Source organism: Bacillus sp. 7894-2, from assembly GCF_002272225.1.
In the GTDB taxonomy this organism is placed as follows: Bacteria; Bacillota; Bacilli; order Bacillales; family Cytobacillaceae; genus Cytobacillus.
Genome location: NZ_NPDG01000007.1, coordinates 1 through 24408 on the forward strand (window position 1 = coordinate 1; position 24408 = coordinate 24408).

Genomic DNA, 24408 nt, shown 5'->3' on the forward strand with positions numbered 1-24408 from the left:
TACATTAATAGGTGAAAAATAATAATTTATACGAAAAGAGCCTTTTATAAAGACAGGAGTGATATTATTTTGAAAATTGGCTTAGCAGGTATAGGTAAGTTAGGTGCGGCGATGATGACTCACTGGCATCAATCAAACTTTTCAATAGGTATTTTTCATCCCGACAGGTCAAAGGCAGAACAATTTGCTGAAAGGTATCCTAACGCAAATCCTGTGACTGTTAACGAGTTGAGACATTTAGATATTATTCTGCTCGCATTGCCGGCTGGAAAAGTGATTTCTTTTATGGATAGCATAATTCCAGAGAATTCTTCGATTACCTTCATTAATATGGCGACCGCGCTTCTAACGAAAGAAATTAAAGAAAGGTTCCCTTCCTGTAAAGTGTTTGGGTTGAAATACATGGGGCATTCAAGAGACTTAATGGAGAATGGAAAGGGATTATTTATTACTGAGGACCATCTCCCCGCTCCTGTCCAGGACCTATTCAGACCAGTAGGGGAAATCATAAAAGACAGTGAAGAGAGAGTAGCAGAAATAAATAAACTGGCAACCTATTATGCTGTCAAAACGGCTGTTGAAATTGAGAATGATTTAACAGGAAAAGGGTATCACCCAGCCTATGTTAAAAGGGCGCTGACTTCTCTGGCACCAGAAGTCATCCGGTCTTACAGCGAAGGCACTTTGGGGCATTTTGCAAAAGAGATTGTGAAGGAAATACAGGAATCTAATAAAAAAGCTGCTGATTAATTTTCAGCAGCTTTTCCTATTAGAGCAATCTTTCCAGCAAAAACAAATAGAACATTACGCAGGCAACATATACTGCCGCAAAAGGAAGATTCCAGCTGGAGACTTTGTAGGAATCGACTTTGATAATGTTAGACATGAGACCAAGAGTTGCATTATATGGACCTACTAAGAAGGCGGAAACCGCCCCGGACAGCATGGCGACTGTCAGGATATGAGGAGAAATTCCGATGGCATCCGGGTTTACTCCTTCAATCATCAATGCCAGGGAAACGGCTGGATGGAGGCCCAGAAAGGCCAGCCCTAAAGGAATCAAAGGCAGGAGAATCAGGAAAATCTCGACTCCGGCTACACTTATAAAAGCTGCAATCCAGTCAAAAAGAAGTTCATTTGCCTTCGAAATATTAATCGCTGAGATAAAAAAGCCTGTTGATAAAAAGATAAAAAATTGATCTTTCATACTCATAGCGAAGGAATTGAAATGATCTGACAGCTGATGGCCAAATTCTTTTCCTTTACGTAACAAAAGGGACCAGCTGAAAGCAAATGGAATGACGATTAGTGAAACAAGAATTAAGAATGGCAACGAAACTTGTGTCTCTGCAAGGGATACGAGGACATTAAAAATAGCGATTGCCACCAGGATTTGAAAAACCCTGCCCGGGCGGTCGTCATTGGTCACTTCCAGGGCTGCAGCTGTTTCATGAACAGATTCTTCTGAAGAGTGCGGGAGTTTCATTGGCTGAGACTGACGGGATCCAATAAACCAATCCATTGCTAATCCAAATATGCTTAGCGGAATGACATAAGGGAGGATGGACCCCCAACTGACCCCCGTCATCGTTATCACAATTCCCACAATAGGAGTTACAGGTGCCCAAATTAAAGGCATCGCAAACCCTCTGGATATGGCCCTGCTCATGAACCGCTCCTTATTCCTTACCGGGAAGCTCCCCAAAGCCGGCCTGATGGAATAATAGGTCATGGGCAGGGTGGCAAGATTCATGAAAATACTGAAAAAGTAAGAGATTCCAGAAGTCATCATATACAAATGACCAGATGTTTTTACACGTTTTTGAATGATAGCCTGGATACCTTCCCCGTATCGTCCCAGTTTAACAGGAATCCCCAAAATGGGTATTAAAGTAAACATGGTAAGCAAATCAAGCATTGGTCCAAAAGCAAAAATATACTGCTGCCACTCTGAGTTGCTTGTCCAGAGCAGGACTGCACCAAAAGTCAGGAAAACTCCCCCGAGAATCTGAACAAATTTCTTTGTCAGCCGGAATGTCAAAACGACGATGATAAAACACAAGATAGAAAGGAGAGAATCAATATTCCACTGCGGAAGCAAGGTGGACAGCAAATATAATGTGATCACTGCCATAAATAAAACTCTTAGCATATCAGACACCCTCATTTAATTGAATTCAAACTTAAATTGTATACCAAATCCTCGTTTTTTATCTATTTGTTCAAAAATCAGTCACAAATGTTCATTTATTTTGGTATTTGGTATACAATTTTATTGTAAATTTAAAAAATCCATCATATAATAATGATAACAGGTAAAAGAAAAAAAGGAGGCTGCCCCGATGTTCCATTTTCTATTTGGATCCAAATATGCAATTGAGAAAACTGAAAGAAAATTAGCCCGTTTAAGGAGAACATTAAAATTCTAATTTTGCCGCCATGCTTTGGCGGTTTTTTTCTTTTATATGTGTGAACAGCAAACCCGGAAGAAGATCGGCTTCCTCCGGGTTTAAAAAAATTTCTTATATTGCTACTTCATCAGATTTAACCAGCTTCGAATGAATGGAGTCTTCACTGTTGCCGGATGCCTTTACAATTTCATCCAATTCCTCTCTCGCTGCTTCCAGCGTTTCAAAACGTTCAAAGAATTTTACACCGATATGATTTACATACTCTTTTCCTTCATATTCTTCATATAGTTGTATTTTCATATTCTCATCCAAAACTTCTGCAATAGTGTATTTAGCCTTCAGATTTTCGAAAAAATAGAAATGATACGTCTCAACCACCTTTAAACCTTCGTTTTCAAGAATAGTCTGGAAAGTATCTTTATTTGTTAATACAATGTATTTACCCAATTAAAACACTCCTTTTTTATTTTAGATTTTCAAATATAAATAATAAATATGTAATTAGGCAGCATACCTCCCTTTCTTTTGGAATATTGTATACCACAAACTTTAAATGTATTTTATACTAAAATTTCAAAAGATACAATGATATATTCTAAATTTTTTAATTATTCGGTTAAAAACACCATACATACGATCCTTTCCAACTAAAAAAAACAAATTTGCTAATCTTCAAGAAAAATTGTATACTTTGAAAAAGTATCTAAATTTTTAGAATAAACTGAAAGGGGTAATAGTATGCCGAAGGTTACGCTACATGTGGATGGAAAGATAGTGGAGAAGCAGGTTAAGGATAATGCCAATTTGGTTGTTTTGGCAGGGATTCGCCAGTTTCCGGAATTAAAATATGGGTGTGGGATGGGAAGGTGCACAAAATGCACTTGTATCGTATTAGACGCGGGAGATGATCTCGGACCGCCAAATTGGAAGGAAGAAAAAATGCTTGGCGATAAAGTGAAAGAAGGGTACCGGTTAACCTGCCAGATGACTATTCAAAGCGATATAGAAATATCCCAGGAAAATATCTCTGTAAAACCTCCCAAGAAAACAACAGCAGCTATTACAAAATAGTATTTTTATTTTTGCCAATTCAAGGTATACAAAATACCGAAAACAAGCGGGGTATAAAGAAAATGAAATGTTATGATCTTACCAAGATGACGTGGAAGGAAGTTGAGAAATCCTTAGAAACTGCAGAATTTGCTATTATTCCTGTTGGAGCACATGAGCAGCACGGCCCTCATATGGAGGAAAGCTGCGATGCCGTGCTTGCAGAAAGAATGGCGACTAAACTGGGGCAAAGAATGTTTCCCTATGCGATTATCACGCCAACTGTTAACATGGGTGTTTCTGAACACCATATTCATTTTCCCGGTACAATCAGCCTTCAGCCGTCTACTTTGATTGCTGTTCTGAAAGATATGGTCTCTTCGCTGAAACAGCATGGCATCAAGAAGTTTCTATTTTTGAATTCCCATGGCGGAAACCAATCTACACTGAATCTCGCAGCAATGACTATCACAAAGGAATTAGAAGTAGAAGTCTACTATGCAAAGACCACAGCCTCTGCCAGGGAATCTATCGGGAAATATGTTAAATCCCCTCTATTTGGGCACAGCTGCGAAAGGGAAGTATCTGAAGCTCTGTATCTGGCTCCGGAACTGGTAAGAGAGGAACTTTTGGAAAAAGGAGAAATCAAGAAGGGCGGCAGATGGGAAAAGTTGCGTCCGGGGAAGGCAGTCCAGGGATTTTATTTTTACGAAGAAATGACTGGCAACGGCTGTATAGGTGATGGACGCAGAGGGAGCAGGGAAATAGGAGAACAAATTGTAGAAGAAGCCCTGGATAATCTTACTCAGGAGCTTTCCGAACTGCTTGATCTGAAAAAAGAGCTTTCTTATTAAATCTATCAAACTAGCAACCGAGAAAAAATAATCTTTAAAAAATTCTAAAAATTGTGTTTACATTTGAAAAAGAATAGGTTATGATTTCATTAAGGTATACCAAAGACCAAAAAAACAAGATTAATAGGCCGTATATTAGCAGCCTATTATTTTTTAAAGTGAGTTTGGTATACAAAATATCAAATGCCGATAGGCTACATAAATTTCGAGGAGGAGTTTACACATGCCAGAATTATTATCTAAAGATGAATTTCGCAAAGAACTAGAGGAAGCCATTAAAGGAAACCACAGTCAGAAAGCTCCATTCACTGTAGCTTGGGCTGAAGGAAAACTGGAAAGAAAGCATTTTGCAAGATGGGCTGAAAACCATTACCACTATGTAGGGCCTTTTGCAGACTACTTAGCGTATATCTACCACAACACTCCAACCGATCCGAAGTTTGAAGCAGCAAAAGATTTCACACTTCAAAATATGTATGAAGAAGAAATTGCGGCTGACCGCCATACAGACCTGCTGATTCGTTTTGCAGAAGCATGTGGAACGACTCGTGAACGCGTAATCAATCCAGAAAACATGGCAGCTACAACATTAGGCCTGCAAAGCTGGTGTTATGCAGTTGCGGCCCGTGAAAACTTCGTTGTGGCTACTGCCGCTCTTGTTGTTGGGTTAGAATCACAGGTACCGGACATTTATCGAAAGCAGACTCCTGCTCTTCGTGCACAATACGGATTCACTGATGAAGAAATTGAATTCTTCGATCTTCATATCGTATCCGATGAAATCCATGGAGAACGCGGCTATAAGATTGTTTTAGATCATGCCGACACTCCAGAACTGCAGCAGCGCTGTCTGGAAGTAGTTCGCACAGGTGCGAAGATGCGCCGCATGTACATGGATGGCCTATGGAGAGAATATCTTGAACAGGATCTTGGCTCTTTAGTAGAAGCAAAATAATATCTATTATCCAGGCCGTCACACTAAATCTTGTCATACGAGGTCTATGTGGCGGCCCTTTCTATAACCAGAGAATTTGGCGCAGTAAAGGGAGAAATAAACAGAGAGTAAGGTGATTTCATTTGATTACAACAAAAGTAGAAACTTTCCATAATTATATTAATGGTGAATGGCAGGAATCAGGGAGCCAAAAGAAGTTTTATAGTGTTAACCCGGCAAATACTGAAGATGTCGTCGGCGTTTTTCAGGCATCCAATGAAACAGATGTCAAGCTGGCGATTGAAGCCGCGAAGGAAGCATTCCCGGGCTGGGCAAAGGCAGCGCCATCCAAGCGTGCAGCCATTTTAAACAAAGCAGCAGCATACCTTGAAGAAAATGCCGCCCAATTTGCAGAAGAACTGACAAGAGAAGAAGGGAAGCATGTCAGTGATGCAAAAAATGAAGTGCTCCGTTCCGCACAGACTCTTCGTTATTATGCGGTTGAGGGACAAAGCTTCACAGGTGAAACCTTCCCTAATGATGATCCCAATATGAGAGTTTCAACGGAAAGAGAACCGCTCGGCGTTGTAAGTGTCATCACGCCATGGAACTTTCCAATCTCCATTGCTGCGAGGAAAATTGCTCCAGCCTTAATTACAGGAAACACCGTTGTGTTCAAACCTTCATCAGATACCCCTCTGATTGCTGTCCGGCTTGTAGAAGCACTGCACGAGGCAGGTATTCCAAAAGGGGTCTTAAACTTTGTTACAGGGAAGGCTTCTGATGTAGGTGATTTATTAGTCACCCATCCTGCCGTCAAAGCTGTTACATTCACTGGTTCGACAGCTGCAGGTGAGGATATCCACAGCAAGAGCTCTTTCACCACCCGAACTCAAATGGAGCTTGGCGGCAAAAATCCGCTTTTAGTTATGGAAGATGCTGACCTTGAACTGGCGGCTACATTAACAGTAAATGGCGGGTTTTCTTTAACAGGGCAAGCCTGCACTGGAACAAGCAGAGTCATTGTGATGAAGGAAGTAAAGGAAGCATTTGTAAACAAATTGATTGAAAAAACAAGTGCTCTTAAAATAGGAAACGGTTTTGAAAATGGAGTTAAAATTGGTCCGCTGGCAAATGAAAAGCAGCTGAACAATGTTCTGAAGTATATTGAGTTTGGAAAAGAAGACGGTGCAGATCTTGTATATGGCGGTGAACAGCTGACTGAAGGCCAATATGAAAAAGGATACTTTGTTCAGCCGGCCATTTTTACGAATGTTAAACCGAATCACCGTATTGCCAAGGAAGAGATTTTCGGACCGGTTATTGCCGTGATCGAGGCAGATACATACGAAGAAGCCATTGCGGTTGCGAATGACGTTGACTACGGATTATCTGCTTCCATCGTGACAAATAACTTAAAAACAGCCAGCCAGTTTACAAAAGATATTCAGGCGGGCACGGTAAAAGTAAACCGGACTACGACCGGAAACTTAATCAATGCCCCATTTGGCGGATTAAAGCAATCCAGCACAGCAACGTTCCGGGAGTCGGGAAGAGTCGGCCTGGAATTTTTCACTCAAGTAAAAACCGTTTATATCGGGTACTAAAACTAAAGGAGAATGAAAAATGAAAACTGCTTTAAAACTTGAACTGGAAGAAGCAAAATTGATGATTGAAGCAGCAAAGGAAAAATCTGCAGAAATAAATGTGTTCGAAACGATTGCGATTGTCGATGACGGCGGAAGTGTCATTGCCCTGGAACGCATGAATGGAGCAAGAATCACCGGCCCGGAAATTGCGATTGCTAAGGCATACACTGCCGCCGGCCACAAACGCTCCACCCACCTATTCAATAAAGAACCGAACGGGCCTGCCCTGCCTGGCAATGAAGCATTTGGCATCCAGCATATGCTTGATGGCAAATTTGCTGTGTTTGTCGGTGGGTTCCCAATTGTGGTAAATGGTGAAGTTGTAGGCGGAATCGGCATCAGCGGAGGAAACGGCGAGCAGGATACCGCTGTAGGGACTGCTGCACTAAAAGCCCTTCAATTTTACCTGGAAAAAGACGGCTATGAAGTTGTAACAGAAGCAGATATAAAAAAATAATAGAAAGGGACCTCATTCGTTATAAATAGATAGCGGAATGAGGTCCTTCTTCAGTCAAAAGCACCTATAAAAGGGGAGGATCGCATGAAGCCTTATCTTGAATTGGCGGTTGGATTTGCACGTACCGGTGTGACCGGGTATGGAGGAGGTCCTTCGACAATACCGCTGATCGAATTTGAAGCAGTCAAGAAATATAAGTGGATGACGGAGGAGGAATTTGGAGAGACTCTGGCGCTGGCCAATACATTGCCCGGACCGATTGCAACGAAGATGGCTGCCTATATCGGCTATAAAGTCAAAGGCAGCTGGGGTGCCACTGTAGCCATACTAACGCATATTCTTCCATCCATTATAGCCATGATTGCATTACTCGGGGTTTTATACTCCTTCCGCCAGTCCCCGATTGTCAGCGGAATGGTGCAGGGAGTGACACCTGTCATCGGTTTTATGCTGGCAGAAATGGCGTACCGTTTTTACCAGAAAGGCAGCCAGGGCTTAGGATTGCCTAAAAACCTTATATTGGCCGCAGTGTCATTAATTTTTGTGCAATTTTTGGAGTGGCATCCCGGTATTTTAATTGCAATCGTCTTAAGTACTGCTTTTTATATTGCCCACCGGAAAGAACAGGCGAATAAAAAGGCAGCTGAAGAGTACATGCCAGTAAGGGAGAAAAGTTCATGATCTATTGGGATATCTTTTGGGCATTTTTTATAGCGAATTTATTGGGTTACGGCGGGGGGCCAGCAACAATTCCCCTCATACAAATTGAAGTAGTCAATAACAATGGCTGGATGACACTCTCTGAATTTGGTGATGTTCTCGCCATAGCAAATGCGCTTCCGGGTCCCATAGCAACGAAAATGGCTGGTTTTATTGGCTATGAACTAGGCGGAGTATTGGGTGCGGCAGTGGCATTAGCCGCAACCATCCTGCCGTCCGCTTTGGCAGTGATTGTGCTGTTTAAGTTTGTGAATTTATTTAAAGATTCCCCTAAAGTGAAATTAATGACCAAATCTGTACAGCCGGTCATTGCTGTCCTTCTGGCTGTCATGGCTTATCAGTTCTTTATGTCAGCCTTCGAAAAAAGCGGAATGCTTCACCTTATGCTTCTTGCAGCTGTCAGCTATTTAACTTTAATCAAATTCAAGGTTCATCCTTCTCTTGTTATATTCGGAGCTTTATTTTATGGAGGGATCTTTTTATCTTAAACAGGCGGTGAAACAATGGAAAAAACATGGGAGGAAACCAACTTAATATCTATACGCGAACATGCGTATTTGTATCTGAAAAAACTTATTTTAGAAGGAGAATACCAGGCAGGAGACAGACTGGTAGAAAGAGAACTTGCAGCCAAACTTAACATCAGCCGAACACCGATCCGTGAAGCGTTATTCAGGCTGGAATCGCAGGGCTTCGTGAAAACAGTTCCCAGAAAAGGGGTTGTCATCTCCAATATCTCAGAGGATGAAGTATTGGAGGTCTTTACCATCCTTTCTTCTCTTGAGGTGCTGGCTGTAAAGTTGGCAGCGCAAAGAATGGATACAGGTACACAACAAGAACTGGATCACAAGATTAAGGAACTAATTGAGCTAAGTGAAAAGGATGAAGAAAACTTCAATTCTGAACATATTCAGATGAACAGGCTGATTAATAAGGCATCCAAGAGCCCAAAGCTATATGAAATCCTATCAGGCTTGATCGATTTCATTCACATGGCCGCCAATATGGGATATGAAACACCTGGGAGAAGAAAGGACTCATTAAAGGAACATATCGATATTATGAAAGCACTTCGCGACAAAGATGCCGAAATAGCGGAATACCTGATGAGAATTCATATTGAGAATTCGAAAAGGGCATACATGGCCTATGTGAACCGAATTAAAAAGAGAGGGACTGTTAAAAACTAAGAAATATTTAAAAGTTTAGTATTGTCTGAATATTGTTAATGTGGTATATTGTATACCAAGAACTAAGAAGCGAAATCACAGGGAGGAATTCATTCATGCCAAACATCCATTTTGTCAACAGCAACAAAACTCTGGAAGTGCCTGAGGATTCTAATATATTAAGAATGTCGCTCCGCTATGACGGTGATCTGCCAAATCGCTGCGGCGGGGGAATTTGCGGCACATGTGTTTTTAAAACGGAAGAAGGGTCCGAATATCTGGATAACGTGAAAATCCAGGAAAGAAGAAAGCTGGGAGAAGAGTGGCTGGAAAAAGGCTACCGTTTAGGATGCCAGACGTTTGTAACAAACGGGGATATTTCCATTTCCTGGGATGATAAAGTAACAGATCAGGTTAAAAAGAGAAAGCCGGATAAATTGAAGCAAGCCGTCTCTACAGGAAAATGAGATCCCGAAGACTGCATTCTGTAATGAAGGAACTTAGCTTCTGTACGTTACAGAATGCAAAATAAATTTCAAATAATATAGAAGAAGGTGAAATTATGTGGGTTTGCAGCAGTCATTTAAAAGAAGCCATGCAAATATTAAAAACTCCTCATATTCGAAAAGCTCCTTATGAAATTAAATGCTCACTTTGTGAAAATCATGCTTTCGCCAAAGTGTATTATACTCACCGCTCATTTAAATTCACTAAACAACTTTATTCTTCATTAAAACAAAGTGTTTCCCAGGAGGCATAGTGATGGAAGGGGTAAAAAAAGGAATTGAAGAAAGACTGGAAGAGCTGAATATCCAGCTCCCTGAATTGACTGATATCCGAATGCCTTTTGAACCGGGCGTTATCTCAGGAAAGATTGTTTATTTATCCGGGCAAACACCCAGAGTAAATGGTCTCCAGAAGTATACCGGAATTGTCGGGGCAGGCATTTCGATCGAAGAAGCAAAGGATGCGGCACGAATTTGTACCCTGAATTTGCTGGCAGCCCTTAAAGGAATCATTGGAGATTTAAATAAAGTGAAAAGAATCATCAAAATGGATGGATATGTTGCCTCAACAAGTGACTTTAAATATCATCCGATCGTCATAAATGCATCTTCAGAACTGCTGCATGATATTTTCGGCAAGGAAAATGGACATGCACGTAAAGCAGTGGGATTGGCTTCACTGCCGGGCGGGGCCCCAGTTGAGATAGAAATGATTGTTGAACTCGAATAATTTTCTTGAGAGGGCTGCTCAAATTAGAGCAGTTTTTTTATTTTATAAAAATAATTTCATAGATTCCATGTCATGGTAAAATGATTGAAGATATTGAAGATAAGAAGGAGGGTACTATGAAAAGAGCATTACTGCTAGTCGTAACTATTATTCTTTCTGCAGTATTTCTTATTGCATGCAGTTCAGCTGAAGAGAATAAGGACGATAAAAAGGAGTCTGATCAAAACAAATCAGCTGAAAATATGGAAGGGGCTGAGGGAGAAGATTCTCAGCAAACTGTAAAAAATTATCCTTCCATTCCCAAGTCTTTTAAAGAATCTGCAGAATATGACATGACAGGAGAATTTGCAGGAGAAGAGTTTTCAGAAGAGGCAAAAAAGAAGCTTAATGAGCTTTCTGAAATTAATAAGGATTCGTCAGAGGAAGAAATAGAGGCAATGGAACAGGAAATATTTGCGCTGTTTAAAGAAAATCTAAATTTGCCTCATTTGCCAATTGACCAATGGGAAGCAATGAAGTTTGCTGACCCAAGTGCCGGGGCGCAAGGTCCACAGGTTAAGGGAAATTATAATGTGGCTATATTGCTGGATTCTAGTGGCAGTATGGGTGCAATCGAGAACGGGCGGACAAGAATGGATTTAGCCAAAGAGGCCATTCAGCAATTTGTTGAGAGTTTGCCGCAAGAAGCTAATGTCTCTCTTAGTGTTTATGGACATGTAGGCACAGGGCAGGAAAAGGATAAAGAAAAGTCCTGCAGGAAGGTTGAAGAAGTTTATCCGCTTTCAGCTTATAACCCCGTTGAATTTTCAAGCTCATTAAATCAGTTTAAGCCTGCAGGGTGGACACCTATGGCTAAAGCGGCCGAGCAGGTGATGGACAATTTAAAAGAATTGGATGGAGAGAATAATACTAACATAATCTACATAGTCAGCGACGGGATTGAAACATGCGGAGGAGATCCTGTTAAAGTTATGGAAAGCCTTGGTGATCCAACCTTAAGCCTGTTGTCAATATCATTGGCTACCAGGTAGACAATGAGGGCCTTAATCAATTAAAGGAAATGGCAAAGGCCGCCAATGGCCAGTTTGTGAACGTTCAAAATGAGCAGGATCTAAAATCTGAATTTAACAGGACAGCGGAAATGGCTAAAGTTTGGTCTGAATGGCATGAAGACACCAATGCAGCCATTAATAATCTGTTTAATACTGTACAATCACAGTTGAACGATTGGCACAAGACAGAGCAGGAAAAGATGAACAGGGAACACAAAAATCTCCAATCAGCTGTAAATTATTTGAATGATCAAGAAAAAATTGATACAGATATTTTCTTAAGATATGATGATCATTACCGGGATTATTTTTTGACAGTGGATCAGGAGGCGCGTGATTTATTCTTAGAGCTCGATAGCCTAAATCGCAACTCATTCCTTGATAATTGGGATGAAATAACAGATCGATTTTTAGAAAATGTTAATAAGTAATTATATAAAAAGTCTGCTCAAAAAGTATTAGGAGCAGGCTTTTTCTATATAAAAGACTAAAAAGGATTCTCTTCACTTTTATCGAATTAAAGTATAACAGAATCTTTCATGTAATTTGTCTTAATAAAAATGGGGAATATTGAAATTCCCATCTTGTTTAAGTTCCTATTAAGGGAGCTGCAAATCCCCCAGGCAGCAAGTGTGTCGTGCGAAATTAACTGGCTTAATTTATATCCAAAAACAACAATTTAATAGAAAGACTATTTTTATTTATCGCAGTCTAACGGGCAGTAAGACCCCCACTTCAAGACTCAGAGGCTTAGTTGAACCAATCGTGTTCGTTGTGTCGATTGATCGATCGCTAGCGTAGATTTTAGCGACACTAGAACGCGATTAAAAATCAGTGGGGGATAAGGAAAACCCCCACTGATTAAAGTTTCACTTTATGAAAATCCTATTCAAGGAGGCTATCATGAACAATTTTTCTGTCAATCTATCAACCGTTTTTACTGAAGTTCCTTTTTTAGACCGTTTCAAAAAAGCCCGTGAAGCTGGTTTTGATCTTGTAGAATGTCAATTTCCATATGCATATACAATAGAAGAAATAAGAAATGAGCTTAAGCTCAATGATTTAACAATGGTTTTAAGTAACCTGCCTCCCGGTCACTGGGAAGAAGGGGACAGGGGACTCGCTGCAGACCCCAATCGCATAGAAGAATTCAGGAAATCAGTTGAAATCGGGATCCGTTATGCGAAAGGCCTTGGGGTAAAGAAGATTCATTGCATGGCGGGGGTACACTCGAGTAATAATCAGAATGTTTTTATTGAGAATCTCTCTTTTGCGGGCAATGCAATGTCTAAGCACGGAATTAACTTATTAATTGAGCCAATCAATTCATTCGACATGCCTGGCTATTTCTTAAATGATATCCGGCAGGCTGAAGAGATAATTAATAGTGTCGACTTGCCGAATGTGAAGCTGCAATTCGACTTTTATCATATTGAAAGAATTCATGGCCAGGCTCTTTCTTTTTTTCAAAAATATGCTGAGCTGGTTTCACATGTACAGATTGCAGACAATCCGGGCAGACATGAGCCGGGGACGGGAGAAATGAACTATAAAGAGATCCTCCTATATTTGCAGAAACACTATAAAGGCATTATTGGTCTTGAATACAATCCGCAAGGCAAAAGCGCTGACAGCCTTGCTTGGCTGAAAGAGGTGACCTCATGAAGATCGGGTTTATTGGAACAGGCGTGATGGGCTCCAGAATGGCCCGGCGGCTGCTAGGCCATGGTTTTCAAGTGGCAGTACATAACCGGACATTCCAAAAAGTAAAGCCACTCATAGAAAATGGAGCGATTTATGAAGAAACAGTAAGTGCGCTTTCCAAACAATGTGAAATTATATGCACGTGTCTTTCGATGCCTCAAGATGTTATGGCCGTTTATATGAGTAAAGAAGGAATCATTGACAATGCCAAGCCAGGAACGATATGCATTGACCTTACTTCTGTAGGGGCAGATACGAGTAAAACCATCTATGGGATAGCAGGTGCAAAAGAAATCAGTTATCTTGACTGTCCTGTCAGCGGCGGACCAGAAGGGGCCGAAAATGGCACTTTAACGATCATGGCTGGCGGCGGGGAAATGGCCTTTCAGAAAGTTAAGCCGGTACTTGATGTGCTCGGTGAAACTATAGAATATATGGGCCCTTCGGGGTCAGGCAGCATTGCCAAGCTGATTAATCAGTATCTTGTTGCTGTCCACTCGCTGGCTGCATCAGAGGCAATGGTCACCGGAGCTGCTTATGGATTGGACTCTGAACAGCTTTTTAATGTATTGAAGGCAAGCTATGGCGACAGCCGAATCCTCCGCAGGCATATGGAACAATACGTATTCGACCGCCATTTCACACCAGGTGGGGCAGTGAAATACGTTCACAAGGATGTCCGGCTTGCCAACCAGCTAATGCAGGAAGCAGGACTTAATCAATTCACAGGGCAGATGGCGGAAAAAGCATTCCAAACAGCAGCAGAGAAAGGACTAAGCGAGCAGGATATGTCGGCAGTCATAAAGCCACTGGAGGAAGAGGGAGGAATTATGGTTATGAGTAGAAATAACAAATAAAAATCCAACAATATCTATAAAGTATTTTCCAGCTTCTCTAAAGGAGCTTTTCTATTAAAATATCAGTATTTTCTGCTATAATAATAATCTGAAATAATAATAGAGAAACCGGGAGTGCAGCAATGAAGCGCAGAAAAAGCAAAAAGCGTATAAAACGCAGTTCAAATATAGCCTTACTGTTATTTTTTATGGTTTTGATTTTCGTCTTATTTGATCAATTCAAGCAGATTAATATAAAGGAAACTGCAGTTTCTTTGCTGCCAAATATGGTATCTAAAGACGTCCAGAATTACACACCTTTACTTGAAATGGAATTGAAAGAGGTCAATCTCGAAGAATACACACTTGTTCTGGCAGCGATCATGCAGCAGGAAAGCAAAGGGAAAGGCGGGGACCCCATGCAGGCCTCCGAATCAGCAGGACTGCCACCTAACTCCATTCAGGATCCGGAACAGAGCATCAAACAAGGTGTTAAGCATTTTAAGCGCGCTTTAGACTACGGCAATAACAAAAAGGTAGATTTTCCAACCATTATTCAGGCTTATAATATGGGAATCGGATATATTGATTATGTATCCCAGAAGGGCGGGAAGCATAGCGAGGAGATTGCAAAAGAATTTTCTCTTGCCCAGGCCGAAAAGAATCCGCAGATTTATAACTGCGGTGGCGACAAAAATAACTTCCGCTACCCATATTGCTATGGGGATTTCAGTTATACGACGAAGGTGACAAAGAGTATCGAAAGTTTAATTGCAAGCAATAATGAGGATATCCCGCTGCAATTCCAGGATATTTAGTTTTGTTTTAATCCTCTTCTTTTTGGAAGGGGTTTTTATTTTTATCCCGCTAGATGAAGTGATTGTTTAGAAATATAGATAAATGTTATATTTATTATTAATTAATAGATTTGCAGCAATAAAACATACACCTGATTAATTGAGTTATAAAATATTCATAAAGAAGGTGAGCACATGAATAAGCTTCGCAATAGGTGGGAGCCGTATTTGCATTATGGTCAATTATTTAACGCAGATAAGAATAAGGTGATTTATCGCCAGGGTGAAAAAGGTAAAGGCTTCTATTATTTACGTAAAGGTGAAATAAAGATTACCCTCCTATCTGATAAAGGAGATGAGCGTATTATCAATATAGTTCCCTCAGGCATGCTATTTGGTGAACATGGAATTCAAGGCGAACAATATCTTACAAGTGCGATTACCATACTTCCCTCTGAAATCTATTTCTTCTCTGATGATGTCTACACTACTATTTGTAAAAAGCATTCTAATGCAGCTGAAATTTATACCGATTCTCTTATTTATAAATTCCGGACGCTAGCAGATATAATCACCTTCATGGATAGTCCTGTTGAACACCAGATGGCCTATTATCTTATCAAATTGGCAGAAGAAAACGGGAAGGTATCCATGAATCAGACTGCATTTTCCAAATATATTGGGGCTTCAAGGATTACTGTAAATAAAGTGATTCAAAAATGGAAAAAAGCAAATTACATAACATTAATAAACAGGCAAATCCTTATTAAGGATATGAATAAATTAAAAGCTATCATCGATAATGATTAATATGACTGCTTGACTAGGTTTCTTAGGAAATCTGGTTTTTTTATGTAAAATTTTTTATTGTCTGTGTCTATAATGCCCTTCTCTTTCCATTCTTTTAAAACCTTATACACTGTTATTCTAGTTAAACCAGTACAACTGGAGAGATCCTGCTGTGATAGTGGTATTTCGTAATTTTTGAATTCATCACAAACATTCTGAAGAAGCAATGCAACCCTCTGTTCGGATGTAAGCGCATTCATATTTATCCGATCTAAAAGAATCTTCATTTTGTGTATGACACTTTTTGAAAAAAGCTGATTTAAATCCGGATATTGAACCATGAAATCTCTGAATTCCTCAGATGAGAAGTGATAGACAACGGAATCTTTTACCGCCACAGCAGTCGTAAAATGTTTTTTTTGGTCTAATGATTGAACTCCTAAAAGCTGATTAGGGATCACAATATTTAAGACTCTTTCTTTCTCAGTTGCTGTTACAGTAACAATTTTGACAAGACCTTTATGAAGAAAATAAAATCCATCCCCATTTGTTCCCTGAGTATAAATATGTTCTTTCTTTCTGATAAACCTCCTTTTACCCAACTTTAAGTAATCCTCCCAATGAAAAACATGTTCATAGACAGTAACCAAGTTATTCCCTCCTAATGAAAATGTGTGTGTAATCATCAGCGAAAATTTTTGTCTCAGAAATTACTATTATCATAGGGGAAATTGTAGAAAAAAACTATGGGATTTTAGACTATTTTAATTGTTTAGAAATTTTAAATTAATTTTATGTTAAATAGACTACAGTTACTTAAAAAATTTAATATTACAATTCAAACTGAAAATAACAAAAAGTTGGAGGTAAGATATGGGAATCAGAACTGGTGCTCAATATATCGAAGCTATTAAAAAGCGTAAACCCGAGGTTTGGATGGCTGGTAAAAAAGTAGAAGATGTATTTACAGAGCCTGTATTTAAACAGCCAATACTTGAAATTGCCAAATTATATGATATGCAGCATGAACCTGAATATATGGATAAGATTACCCATATTTGTGAGGAGACCGGAGAGAGAGTGAATAATGCTTTCCTCGTGCCGAAAAGCTTTGAAGATTTAAAGAAAAGGAGAGCAATTTTTGAAGCTTTTGCCAAAGCTACCTACGGATTGATGGGCAGAACACCTGACTTTTTAAATGTTGTCTTAACGTCGTTTTATCATAATGCCTGGTTTTTTGAGAAGTATGATAAATCCTGGGCAGAAAATGTACGGAATTATTATAAATATGTACGTGATAATGATTTATTTCTGACACACGCAATCATAAATCCTCAGAATGATAGAAGCAAATCTTCACATGAACAGAAGGACACTTATACTCATCTGGGAGCTGTAAAGGAAACTCCGGAAGGATTAGTGGTCCGAGGAGCTAAGATGCTTGCAACACTTGCACCAATTACAGAGGAGGTCATCATTTATTCCTTCCCTGGATTTAGTCCTGGAGATGAAAAATATGCATTAGCTTTTGCTATTCCACTTGATACACCAGGTATTCGTATTATTTGCCGAGAAGCCATGCAGGATGGAACACGTTCCGTCTTTGATCATCCGCTTGCTTCCCGGTTTGAAGAAATGGATGCGCTGCTTGTTTTTGATGACGTAGTCGTTCCATGGGATCGAGTGTTTTTATATAACAATATCGAAGCTGCGAACAAGCTGTATCCTCTGACAGGTGCAGGACAGCAGCCTGCACATCAAACGGGGGTAAGAGGACTGATAAAATTGCAATTTGCTACAGAAGTAGCTATGAAGCTAGCAGATGCAATTGGGGTAGATGGGTATTTAAATGTGCAAAATGATCTGGCCGAAATTATTCAATCACTTGAATCCATTAGAGCTTTGCTGGATGTAGCAGAGTATAACTACTCCATAACAGAAAATGGCGAGGCGATGCCTGATTATGTACCTTTGGAAACGATAAGGGGTTTACTGCCGAAAATGTACCCAAGGGCAATCGAAGTGATGCAAATAGTTGGAGCAGGCGGGCTGCTCATGTCCCCTACTGGAGCCGACTTTGAAAGTGCATTGAGAGAAGATATTGAGAATTACTATGTTGGCAGAGCAGGTGTATCTTCCCTAGAAAGAGTGAGTATTTTCAAACTTGCATGGGATTTATGCGGTGAGGCTTTTGGCCAAAGGCTGCTGCAGTATGAAAGATATTATACTGGAGATCCAATTCGCAAAAGAGGAATCTTTTTTAATAATTATAAACGCCTCCATACTCACGATATGGTGGATGAAGCATTAAAGGTATGTACGCTGGATAAAGAAGTTGCAGCTAACTAGTTCGAAAAGAGAGGGAGGGGGGGGCCAAGTGGAAACACATATCTATTCTTCTCTAGCATTGCCTTGTTCTGTCATTGCTGTGGGTGCCTTTGACGGCGTGCATCGTGGCCACCAGGAGGTAATAAAGCAAGCTGTTAAAAGAGGAAAATTTTTAAATGCACCCAGCCTTGTCTATACCTTTGACCCGCCGCCGCGTGTTTATTTTCAAGGAGCATACATGCTGAGTTCGATCCAAGAAAAATTACCGAAATTAGAAGTGCTAGGTGTTGATAAAGTGGTAATTGCTCGTTTTGATCATGTGTATGCTCAAGCAAGTGCTGAGGAATTTATAGAAACCTTATCAAAATTAAACCCGCTTGAAATTATCGTCGGGGAAGATTTCCGTTTTGGAAGGAATCGTGACGGAGATATTCATCTATTACAAAAGTATTTTACTGTACGGGTCATAGAACCAGTCTGCTGTTCAAGCGGGAATCGCATCTCATCTACAAGGATTCGGCAATTGCTGTCAAGAGGTGAGGTCCAGAGTTCCCACTCTCTTCTCGGCTGGCCAGCGGGAGAATAGAAAGGGGAACAAAAAATGAAATTGTTGGGTATATCCGGCACAATCATAGGTGCCAAAACAGGGATTGTCGTAAAAAAAGTTCTGGAAGAAGTGGAGCTGAAATATCCGGATATCGAAGTTGAATATTTAGACATGATGGATTATGATGTTCAATTTTGTGATGGCCGTGATCCTAATACTTATTCAGAAGATACAAAGAAGGTAATTGAAATGGTTTCTTCTGCTGACTTTTACATTATTGGTACTCCTATTTTTCAGGGGTCGATTCCGGGCGTCTTAAAAAACCTCTTTGACTTAATCAATCCCAATGATCTTAGGAACAAAGTTATGGGGTTTACTGCAAATGGGGGTACCTACCAGCACTACCTTGTTATTGAGAATCAGCTTAAGCCAATAGCAGGTTTCTTCCGTGCTTTTGTTGCACCAAGCTACGTTTACGCAAATAGAGATCATTTTAATGAAAAGAATGAACTCAGCGATCCAGACGTTCTGCAAAGAATTTCACATCTTGCTGATGAAGTGGTTCATATGCAAAAAACATTAAAAAAAGAATATGCGCAGGTCAATGAATAAAATTGAAGGGAGCAATTGATTATGAAAGTGAAAAGCAAATTTATGCCTATCAATCTAATGCAGTTTATTGAGGAAAATAAGGACCAATTAAAGCCGCCAGTCAATAATAAGGTCATTTGGAAGGATGCTGAATTAATGGTGATGCTGCTTGGCGGCCCAAATAAAAGACGTGATTTCCATGTGGATCCATCAGAAGAAGTCTTCTATCAAATCAAGGGCAGCTGTTATGTAGAGGTCATTAATGATGAAGGAAAGCGTGAAGTTATTGAAGTTAAAGAAGGAGAAATGTTCCTTCTTCCAGCAAATGTTCCGCATTCTCCACATCGTGTTGCAGATACGATTGGATTGGTTATTGAACGCAATCGTGCAAAAGGAGAGTTGGAGGATTTCGTTTGGTTCTGTGATGAATGTGACCATGAGCTCCACAGAGTCAAAATTCAGCTGACGAATATTGAAGTACAGGTCAAAGAAGCAATTGCTGAATTTAACAGCAGTAGGGACCTGAGAACGTGCGAACATTGCGGGCATGTCATGGCGCCGGAAGCGAGTGAATGGAAATGCGAGTAGACTTTCATACTCATATAATCCCAGAGAATTTCACTGAATTAACAAAAAATTTAATGGGAGATAAGTGGCCAGCTCTTGAGCGAACATGTGCCTGCGGTGCAAATATCATGGTAGGTGGCAAGGTGTTTCGTGAAGTGACAGATCAAGTATGGAGTCCTGAAAAGAGAATACATGACATGGAAAGAGAACATGTGGACATTCAAGTGCTCTCTCCTATTCCCGTAACCTTTTCTTACTGGGCGCCTGCTGAAGAGGCATCTATTCTTGCTCGAATACAGAATGATTTTATTGCAGAGACTGTAAGTCAAAACCCTTCTAAATTTATCGGTTTAGGTACAGTCCCTTTACAGGATGTGCAGGCTGCGATTCGTGAAATGGATCGATGCATCCATGAATTAGGCTTAAGGGGTATTGAGATTGGCACTAATGTAAACGGTAACAATCTGGATGATCCATCTTTAATCGAATTCTTCGAGATGGCTGAGAAGTGGGATGTGCCGCTTTTTATACACCCTTGGGAAACCTTGGGGAAAGAGAGAATGCCAAGGCATAATCTGATGTACACTGTTGGAATGCCAAGTGAAACTGCACTTGCAGGTGCAAGCTTAATTTTAGGTGGAGTGATTGAAAAATTCCCGCGTTTAAGAATTTGTTTTGCACACGGCGGAGGTTCTTTACCATACTTATTGCCGCGTCTTGATCAAGGCTGGAAGGTTTGGCCTCATTTAAGGCTGCTGGAGAAACCGCCTAGTTATTATGCGAAGAAGTTTTATTTTGATTCCTTGGTAAATGATCCTATTAATTTAAACTATTTGCTGCAGAATTTTGGGCATGAGCAAATCATTATGGGTTCAGATTATCCATTTCTATTAAGGGAAATACGGCCTGGTAAAGTAATAGATGAAACCCTTGATCTTACAGCTGAACAAACAGAAGCTATGCTGGGAAAAAATGCTCTTCGATTTTTAAATGTGCCTGCTAAGGTTGGGAGTTGAAAATATGGTTAATGGAACGGTAAGTCCTGAACAAAAATTAGAGGAGCTAGCGATCAAGCTGCCGCCAGTCCGTTCATCCGCAGGAAACTATGTCAGCTGTGTCCGAACAGGAAACCTTCTATTTACGTCTGGGCAAGGGACAGATGAATACCGGGGGCGGTTAGGAGAAGATCTCCCGATAGAGGTTGGGTATGAAGCGGCCAGACAATGTATGTTAAACCTATTGGCTGTTGTAAAACAAGAGGTTGGCGACCTTAACAAAGTAAAAAGAATCGTAAAAATTCTTGGCTTTGTGAATAGTGCTGATGATTTTACCGATCAGCCCAAGGTCATGAATGGCGCTTCAGATTTACTTGTTCAAATTTTTGGAGATAAAGGCCAGCACGGAAGGTCAGCTGTCGGTATGGCTCAACTGCCAAACAATAATGCCGTGGAAGTTGAGATGGTGCTTGAAATAGAGGGGCAGGAGGCGATATGAAATGACGCAATTACAGCAGAAGGTTATTAAGGACGCAAAACTCTTTATTAATGGAGAATACCGTGACTCAGTTTCAGGAGAGAGCTTTGACACCCTTGATCCTGCCACGAACCAAAAACTTGCATCTGTTGCCAAGGCAAATGAGGAAGATGTCAATCACGCAATTGAAGCAGCTCAGCGTACTTTTGATAGCGGAACCTGGAGTAAAATGCCGGTTGCTGAAAGATCTGAGATCTTATGCAGGATGTCTGACCTTATAATGGATCGAGCTGACGAAATAGCTCGTGTTGAAACACTGGATGTGGGAAAACCGATCAAGGAGAGCCGGGGGTTTGATATTCCGAGAGCGGCAGCAAACTTAAAGTTCTTTGCCGAAATGGCAAACTACATTCACCATGAACATTATGATCAGACAAAATATATGTCTTACTCCAAATACGCCCCAGCCGGTGTAACAAGTTTAATTATTCCCTGGAACCTGCCTTTTATGCAAATGACATGGAAGGCATCTGCAGCAATGGCAGCAGGAAATACAGTCGTTGTGAAACCTGCTTCCTATACACCATTAAGTGCAGTAATGCTCGGAGAAATTGCCAATGATGCCGGGCTTCCTCCAGGTGTGCTTAATATAATTACAGGTCCAGGAGGGACAGCCGGTACAGCAATGACCAAACATCCATCTGTACGGCGCATTTCGTTTGTAGGTGATAGCACAACCGGCAGAACGGTCATGAAAAATGCTGCCTCGCAATTAATCCCAGTTTCGCTGGAGCTTGGAGGCAAGTCTGCAAATATTGTGTTTGAAGATGCAAACCTGGATGAAGCCATTGAAGGTTCAATTGATGCTATTTTTAGAAACCAGGGTGAAATTTGTTTAGCAGGATCCCGTTTGCTTTTACAAGAAAGCATTTATGATCTTTTCCTCGACAAGTTTGTCCAAGCCGTTAAAAAAATCAAGGTGGGGGACCCGCTTCGTGAGGATACGGACATGGGGGCATTGGTTTCAAAAGGACATCTTGAAACAGTGGATGAGTATGTTCAAGCGGGAATAGCCGAAGGTGCTAAGCTTGCCATCGGCGGTAAGAAAATTACCTCGCTCGTTGAAGGCAATTTTTATGAGCCAACTGTCCTTTATGATGTGGATAATAAAATGAAGGTAGCTCAGGAAGAAATATTTGGTCCGGTTTTATCTGTCATTCCATTTAAAACAGAAGAAGAAGCTGTCCAAATTGCAAATGATTCTATCTATGGTCTTGCAGGTGTTGTTTGGACAAACGACCTCCGCCGTGCCCATCGGGTAGCATCAAGCATTAATTCAGGGTTATTTTGGATTAATTGCTGGTATTACAGAGATCTAAGAACACCTTTTGGAGGTTCAAAGGCAAGTGGAATTGGCCGTGAGGGAGGCCGCCATAGTTTCGAATTTTATACGGAAGCGAAAACCATCACCATGAAACTATAAAAGAGTGCTTAACCCGCACTCTTCTTTTCCTTAATTAACGATTATAAGAGAGAGTGAGTATATGAATCTGCTAATAAATGAAATTGTAGAAGATTTACTGGAAGCTGAATTAACGAAACAGGCAATGACTCCGCTTACTCAGAAATATTCAAACCTGAATGCAAGGGATGCATACCATATCCAACTGGAAGTGATAAAACAGAAAATTAGCTCAGGCCGCAGGATCATTGGCAAAAAGGTTGGACTGACAAGTGTGGCTATGCAGCAAATGCTTGGTGTAGATGAGCCTGATTACGGACATTTGCTTGATGATATGAAGGTAATGAGTGATGGAAAGGTTAAGATGAATGATCTGCTTAGTCCCAAAGTGGAGGCTGAAATCGGATTTATCCTTGGTGAAGATCTGAAGGGGCCAAATGTAACCTGGCTGGATGTAATGATGGCTACAAAGTACATAACTCCAACTCTTGAGATTATTGATAGCAGGATAGCCGATTGGAAAATTCAGCTGATTGATACAGTTGCAGATAATGGCTCCTCGGCAAAAGTTGTAGTCGGGAAGCAATTAACCGAAATAGACGGAATGGATATGCGCAGCATCGGGATGAGCTTGTATAAAAATGGCGAGTTGATCTCTACTGGATCAGGTGCTGCAGCACTTGGCCACCCAGCTCAGGCTATTGCATGGCTTGCGAATAAGCTCCATGAATTTGACATTACCTTAAAAGCCGGGGAACTCATTCTTCCAGGAGCTCTAAGCGGAGCGATAACAGCAGAAGCAGGTGATACTGTGTCCGCCCATTTCGGACGCTTGGGTTCTGTTTCAGTCACATTTGAATAATGAGGGGTGAATATTTTGGCTAAAATCAAAGCAGCAATCATCGGTTCTGGCAATATAGGCACCGATCTTATGTATAAGCTGGAAAGAAGTGACGTTATTGACCTCACAGCAATGATCGGGATTGATCCAGAGTCTGAAGGGTTAAAACGTGCAAAAGATTTGGGTTATCCAATTTTTTCAAATGGTATTCAAGCCTTAAAAGAAAATCCGGATTTGGCTGATATCGTTTTTGATGCAACGTCAGCGAAAGCACATATTAGACATGCGGAAGTATTAGAAGAATTAGGAAAACTGGCAATTGATTTGACTCCCGCTGCAAAAGGTCCATTTGTCAGTCCTGCTGTAGAAGCACCTATTCATAATGAAGCTTTAAATGTAAACCTGATAACTTGCGGAGGACAAGCAACCATTCCTATTGTTCATGCAATAAATTGTGTTGCTGATGTAGCTTATGCTGAAATCGTTGCAACTATTTCAAGCAAAAGTGCGGGACCGGGGACGAGGGCAAATATCGATGAATTTACAATCACTACCAAAAGAGGGATTGAGGAAGTTGGAGGGGCTGATGAAGGAAAAGCCATCATTATTCTAAATCCAGCGGAACCGCCTATCCTGATGCGAGATACCATTTACTGTGAAGTTAAAAATATGGATCAGGATGCAATCCTTAAATCGATAAATGAAATGGTCGAGACGGTTAAGGAATATGTACCTGGATATCGTTTGAAGCAAAAGCCGTTATTTGATGAAAATCGTGTGACCGTATTTATAGAAGTAGAGGGTGCTGGTGATTATTTTCCTATTTACGCAGGCAATCTCGACATTATGACAGCTTCCGCAACTCGTGTGGCAGAAAACTTCGCCAAAAATTTACTGGTTCAGAATGTAATAAGTGGTTGATAGAAAGGCATGGTGACACA

Annotated in this window: 29 protein-coding genes; 26 read left to right on the plus strand and 3 right to left on the minus strand. The window is 40.6% G+C overall.

The genetic code is table 11. From position 1 onward, the window contains the following. Nucleotides 1-69 precede the first annotated feature (69 nt). Nucleotides 70-750 carry an NAD(P)-binding domain-containing protein gene (locus CHI10_RS01560; RefSeq protein WP_095242525.1) on the plus strand — a complete coding sequence of 227 codons (681 nt, stop codon included), beginning with the start codon at nt 70-72 and terminating at the stop codon, nt 748-750. A gap of 19 nt (nt 751-769) precedes the next feature. Here the strand turns inward: CHI10_RS01560 and CHI10_RS01565 are convergent, their stop codons facing one another. After that, entirely contained in the window at nt 770-2134 is a 1365-nt protein-coding gene (locus CHI10_RS01565; protein ID WP_286136758.1) for a hypothetical protein, read from the minus strand. Between the two features lie 388 nt (nt 2135-2522). After that, the gene (locus tag CHI10_RS01570; RefSeq protein WP_095242527.1) at nt 2523-2858 is read right to left on the minus strand and encodes a hypothetical protein; all 336 of its coding nucleotides are present in this window, start codon (nt 2856-2858) and stop codon (nt 2523-2525) included. A gap of 291 nt (nt 2859-3149) precedes the next feature. Between CHI10_RS01570 and CHI10_RS01575 the strand changes: the two genes are divergently transcribed. The 16 genes from CHI10_RS01575 to CHI10_RS01655 all read left to right on the plus strand — a co-directional run bounded on the left by CHI10_RS01575 (nt 3150) and on the right by CHI10_RS01655 (nt 15679). Next, nucleotides 3150-3482, plus strand: coding sequence for a 2Fe-2S iron-sulfur cluster-binding protein (locus tag CHI10_RS01575; RefSeq protein WP_095242528.1), 333 nt, complete (start codon nt 3150-3152; stop codon nt 3480-3482). 62 nt (nt 3483-3544) lie between these two features. Then, nucleotides 3545-4315 carry a creatininase family protein gene (locus CHI10_RS01580; protein WP_095242529.1) on the plus strand — a complete coding sequence of 257 codons (771 nt, stop codon included), beginning with the start codon at nt 3545-3547 and terminating at the stop codon, nt 4313-4315. A 223-nt stretch (nt 4316-4538) separates the two neighbouring features. Then, entirely contained in the window at nt 4539-5270 is a 732-nt protein-coding gene (locus CHI10_RS01585) for an iron-containing redox enzyme family protein (protein WP_095242530.1), read from the plus strand. A gap of 122 nt (nt 5271-5392) precedes the next feature. Then, the gene (locus CHI10_RS01590; protein ID WP_095242531.1) at nt 5393-6856 is read left to right on the plus strand and encodes an aldehyde dehydrogenase family protein; all 1464 of its coding nucleotides are present in this window, start codon (nt 5393-5395) and stop codon (nt 6854-6856) included. 19 nt (nt 6857-6875) lie between these two features. After that, entirely contained in the window at nt 6876-7355 is a 480-nt protein-coding gene (locus tag CHI10_RS01595) for a GlcG/HbpS family heme-binding protein (protein ID WP_095242532.1), read from the plus strand. 84 nt (nt 7356-7439) lie between these two features. Then, a complete protein-coding gene (locus CHI10_RS01600; protein WP_095242533.1) occupies nt 7440-8036 on the plus strand; it encodes a chromate transporter in 597 nt (198 codons plus the stop codon). Further along, the gene (locus CHI10_RS01605; RefSeq protein WP_095242534.1) at nt 8033-8563 is read left to right on the plus strand and encodes a chromate transporter; all 531 of its coding nucleotides are present in this window, start codon (nt 8033-8035) and stop codon (nt 8561-8563) included. Before CHI10_RS01600 ends, CHI10_RS01605 begins: the two co-directional genes overlap by 4 nt. A 15-nt stretch (nt 8564-8578) precedes the next feature. Then, complete coding sequence (locus CHI10_RS01610; RefSeq protein WP_095242535.1) at nt 8579-9265, plus strand: GntR family transcriptional regulator; 687 nt, start codon at nt 8579-8581, stop codon at nt 9263-9265. 95 nt (nt 9266-9360) lie between these two features. Next, the gene (locus CHI10_RS01615; RefSeq protein ID WP_095242536.1) at nt 9361-9711 is read left to right on the plus strand and encodes a 2Fe-2S iron-sulfur cluster-binding protein; all 351 of its coding nucleotides are present in this window, start codon (nt 9361-9363) and stop codon (nt 9709-9711) included. A gap of 295 nt (nt 9712-10006) precedes the next feature. After that, nucleotides 10007-10480, plus strand: coding sequence for a RidA family protein (locus tag CHI10_RS01625; protein WP_095242538.1), 474 nt, complete (start codon nt 10007-10009; stop codon nt 10478-10480). 116 nt (nt 10481-10596) lie between these two features. Continuing rightward, entirely contained in the window at nt 10597-11511 is a 915-nt protein-coding gene (locus CHI10_RS01630; RefSeq protein WP_179288924.1) for a VWA domain-containing protein, read from the plus strand. Between the two features lie 110 nt (nt 11512-11621). Further along, nucleotides 11622-11963: a hypothetical protein gene (locus CHI10_RS01635; protein WP_142301755.1), complete on the plus strand. Its 342-nt coding sequence runs from the start codon at nt 11622-11624 to the stop codon at nt 11961-11963. Nucleotides 11964-12435: 472 nt separating this feature from the next. Beyond that, nucleotides 12436-13197, plus strand: coding sequence for a hydroxypyruvate isomerase family protein (locus CHI10_RS01640; protein WP_095242541.1), 762 nt, complete (start codon nt 12436-12438; stop codon nt 13195-13197). Beyond that, complete coding sequence (locus tag CHI10_RS01645; RefSeq protein WP_095242542.1) at nt 13194-14093, plus strand: NAD(P)-dependent oxidoreductase; 900 nt, start codon at nt 13194-13196, stop codon at nt 14091-14093. The genes CHI10_RS01640 and CHI10_RS01645 overlap by 4 nt, the downstream gene beginning before the upstream one ends. A 122-nt stretch (nt 14094-14215) precedes the next feature. Then, a complete protein-coding gene (locus CHI10_RS01650; protein ID WP_095242543.1) occupies nt 14216-14890 on the plus strand; it encodes a lysozyme family protein in 675 nt (224 codons plus the stop codon). A gap of 174 nt (nt 14891-15064) precedes the next feature. Further along, a complete protein-coding gene (locus tag CHI10_RS01655; RefSeq protein ID WP_095242544.1) occupies nt 15065-15679 on the plus strand; it encodes a Crp/Fnr family transcriptional regulator in 615 nt (204 codons plus the stop codon). Here CHI10_RS01655 and CHI10_RS01660 read toward each other — a convergent pair. Beyond that, on the minus strand, nt 15676-16308 hold the full coding sequence (locus tag CHI10_RS01660; RefSeq protein WP_095242545.1) for a Crp/Fnr family transcriptional regulator: 633 nt from the start codon (nt 16306-16308) through the stop codon (nt 15676-15678). The genes CHI10_RS01655 and CHI10_RS01660 overlap by 4 nt on opposite strands. A 223-nt stretch (nt 16309-16531) precedes the next feature. Between CHI10_RS01660 and hpaB the strand changes: the two genes are divergently transcribed. The 9 genes from hpaB to CHI10_RS01705 all read left to right on the plus strand — a co-directional run bounded on the left by hpaB (nt 16532) and on the right by CHI10_RS01705 (nt 24388). Continuing rightward, the gene (gene hpaB, locus CHI10_RS01665; protein ID WP_095242546.1) at nt 16532-18007 is read left to right on the plus strand and encodes a 4-hydroxyphenylacetate 3-monooxygenase, oxygenase component; all 1476 of its coding nucleotides are present in this window, start codon (nt 16532-16534) and stop codon (nt 18005-18007) included. 28 nt (nt 18008-18035) lie between these two features. Beyond that, on the plus strand, nt 18036-18572 hold the full coding sequence (locus CHI10_RS01670; RefSeq protein ID WP_095242547.1) for an FAD synthetase family protein: 537 nt from the start codon (nt 18036-18038) through the stop codon (nt 18570-18572). A gap of 15 nt (nt 18573-18587) precedes the next feature. Beyond that, entirely contained in the window at nt 18588-19145 is a 558-nt protein-coding gene (locus CHI10_RS01675; protein WP_095242548.1) for an NADPH-dependent FMN reductase, read from the plus strand. Between the two features lie 21 nt (nt 19146-19166). Beyond that, a complete protein-coding gene (locus tag CHI10_RS01680) occupies nt 19167-19712 on the plus strand; it encodes a 3-hydroxyanthranilate 3,4-dioxygenase (RefSeq protein ID WP_095242549.1) in 546 nt (181 codons plus the stop codon). Further along, complete coding sequence (locus CHI10_RS01685) at nt 19697-20707, plus strand: amidohydrolase family protein (RefSeq protein WP_179288925.1); 1011 nt, start codon at nt 19697-19699, stop codon at nt 20705-20707. The genes CHI10_RS01680 and CHI10_RS01685 overlap by 16 nt, the downstream gene beginning before the upstream one ends. A 4-nt stretch (nt 20708-20711) precedes the next feature. Beyond that, the gene (locus tag CHI10_RS01690; protein WP_095242550.1) at nt 20712-21185 is read left to right on the plus strand and encodes a RidA family protein; all 474 of its coding nucleotides are present in this window, start codon (nt 20712-20714) and stop codon (nt 21183-21185) included. Nucleotide 21186: 1 nt separating this feature from the next. After that, entirely contained in the window at nt 21187-22647 is a 1461-nt protein-coding gene (locus CHI10_RS01695; RefSeq protein ID WP_095242551.1) for an aldehyde dehydrogenase, read from the plus strand. A gap of 61 nt (nt 22648-22708) precedes the next feature. Next, nucleotides 22709-23488 carry a 2-keto-4-pentenoate hydratase gene (locus CHI10_RS01700; protein ID WP_095242552.1) on the plus strand — a complete coding sequence of 260 codons (780 nt, stop codon included), beginning with the start codon at nt 22709-22711 and terminating at the stop codon, nt 23486-23488. Nucleotides 23489-23503: 15 nt separating this feature from the next. Beyond that, nucleotides 23504-24388, plus strand: coding sequence for an acetaldehyde dehydrogenase (acetylating) (locus CHI10_RS01705; protein WP_095242553.1), 885 nt, complete (start codon nt 23504-23506; stop codon nt 24386-24388). Nucleotides 24389-24408 lie beyond the last annotated feature (20 nt).

Bases quoted from the DNA above. Each gene is read 5' to 3' on its own strand.
- CHI10_RS01685 (WP_179288925.1), top strand. From the start codon at position 19,697: ATGGAAATGCGAGTAGACTTTCATACTCATATAATCCCAGAGAATTTC.
- CHI10_RS01600 (WP_095242533.1), top strand. From the start codon at position 7,440: ATGAAGCCTTATCTTGAATTGGCGGTTGGATTTGCACGTACCGGTGTG.
- CHI10_RS01565 (WP_286136758.1), bottom strand. From the start codon at position 2,134: ATGGCAGTGATCACATTATATTTGCTGTCCACCTTGCTTCCGCAGTGG.
- CHI10_RS01580 (WP_095242529.1), top strand. From the start codon at position 3,545: ATGAAATGTTATGATCTTACCAAGATGACGTGGAAGGAAGTTGAGAAA.
- CHI10_RS01610 (WP_095242535.1), top strand. From the start codon at position 8,579: ATGGAAAAAACATGGGAGGAAACCAACTTAATATCTATACGCGAACAT.
- CHI10_RS01585 (WP_095242530.1), top strand. From the start codon at position 4,539: ATGCCAGAATTATTATCTAAAGATGAATTTCGCAAAGAACTAGAGGAA.
- CHI10_RS01700 (WP_095242552.1), top strand. From the start codon at position 22,709: ATGAATCTGCTAATAAATGAAATTGTAGAAGATTTACTGGAAGCTGAA.
- CHI10_RS01655 (WP_095242544.1), top strand. From the start codon at position 15,065: ATGAATAAGCTTCGCAATAGGTGGGAGCCGTATTTGCATTATGGTCAA.
- CHI10_RS01675 (WP_095242548.1), top strand. From the start codon at position 18,588: ATGAAATTGTTGGGTATATCCGGCACAATCATAGGTGCCAAAACAGGG.
- CHI10_RS01640 (WP_095242541.1), top strand. From the start codon at position 12,436: ATGAACAATTTTTCTGTCAATCTATCAACCGTTTTTACTGAAGTTCCT.
- CHI10_RS01625 (WP_095242538.1), top strand. From the start codon at position 10,007: ATGGAAGGGGTAAAAAAAGGAATTGAAGAAAGACTGGAAGAGCTGAAT.
- CHI10_RS01630 (WP_179288924.1), top strand. From the start codon at position 10,597: ATGAAAAGAGCATTACTGCTAGTCGTAACTATTATTCTTTCTGCAGTA.
- CHI10_RS01635 (WP_142301755.1), top strand. From the start codon at position 11,622: ATGGCTAAAGTTTGGTCTGAATGGCATGAAGACACCAATGCAGCCATT.
- CHI10_RS01575 (WP_095242528.1), top strand. From the start codon at position 3,150: ATGCCGAAGGTTACGCTACATGTGGATGGAAAGATAGTGGAGAAGCAG.
- CHI10_RS01650 (WP_095242543.1), top strand. From the start codon at position 14,216: ATGAAGCGCAGAAAAAGCAAAAAGCGTATAAAACGCAGTTCAAATATA.
- CHI10_RS01695 (WP_095242551.1), top strand. From the start codon at position 21,187: ATGACGCAATTACAGCAGAAGGTTATTAAGGACGCAAAACTCTTTATT.
- CHI10_RS01690 (WP_095242550.1), top strand. From the start codon at position 20,712: ATGGTTAATGGAACGGTAAGTCCTGAACAAAAATTAGAGGAGCTAGCG.
- hpaB (WP_095242546.1), top strand. From the start codon at position 16,532: ATGGGAATCAGAACTGGTGCTCAATATATCGAAGCTATTAAAAAGCGT.
- CHI10_RS01615 (WP_095242536.1), top strand. From the start codon at position 9,361: ATGCCAAACATCCATTTTGTCAACAGCAACAAAACTCTGGAAGTGCCT.
- CHI10_RS01680 (WP_095242549.1), top strand. From the start codon at position 19,167: ATGAAAGTGAAAAGCAAATTTATGCCTATCAATCTAATGCAGTTTATT.
- CHI10_RS01605 (WP_095242534.1), top strand. From the start codon at position 8,033: ATGATCTATTGGGATATCTTTTGGGCATTTTTTATAGCGAATTTATTG.
- CHI10_RS01645 (WP_095242542.1), top strand. From the start codon at position 13,194: ATGAAGATCGGGTTTATTGGAACAGGCGTGATGGGCTCCAGAATGGCC.
- CHI10_RS01595 (WP_095242532.1), top strand. From the start codon at position 6,876: ATGAAAACTGCTTTAAAACTTGAACTGGAAGAAGCAAAATTGATGATT.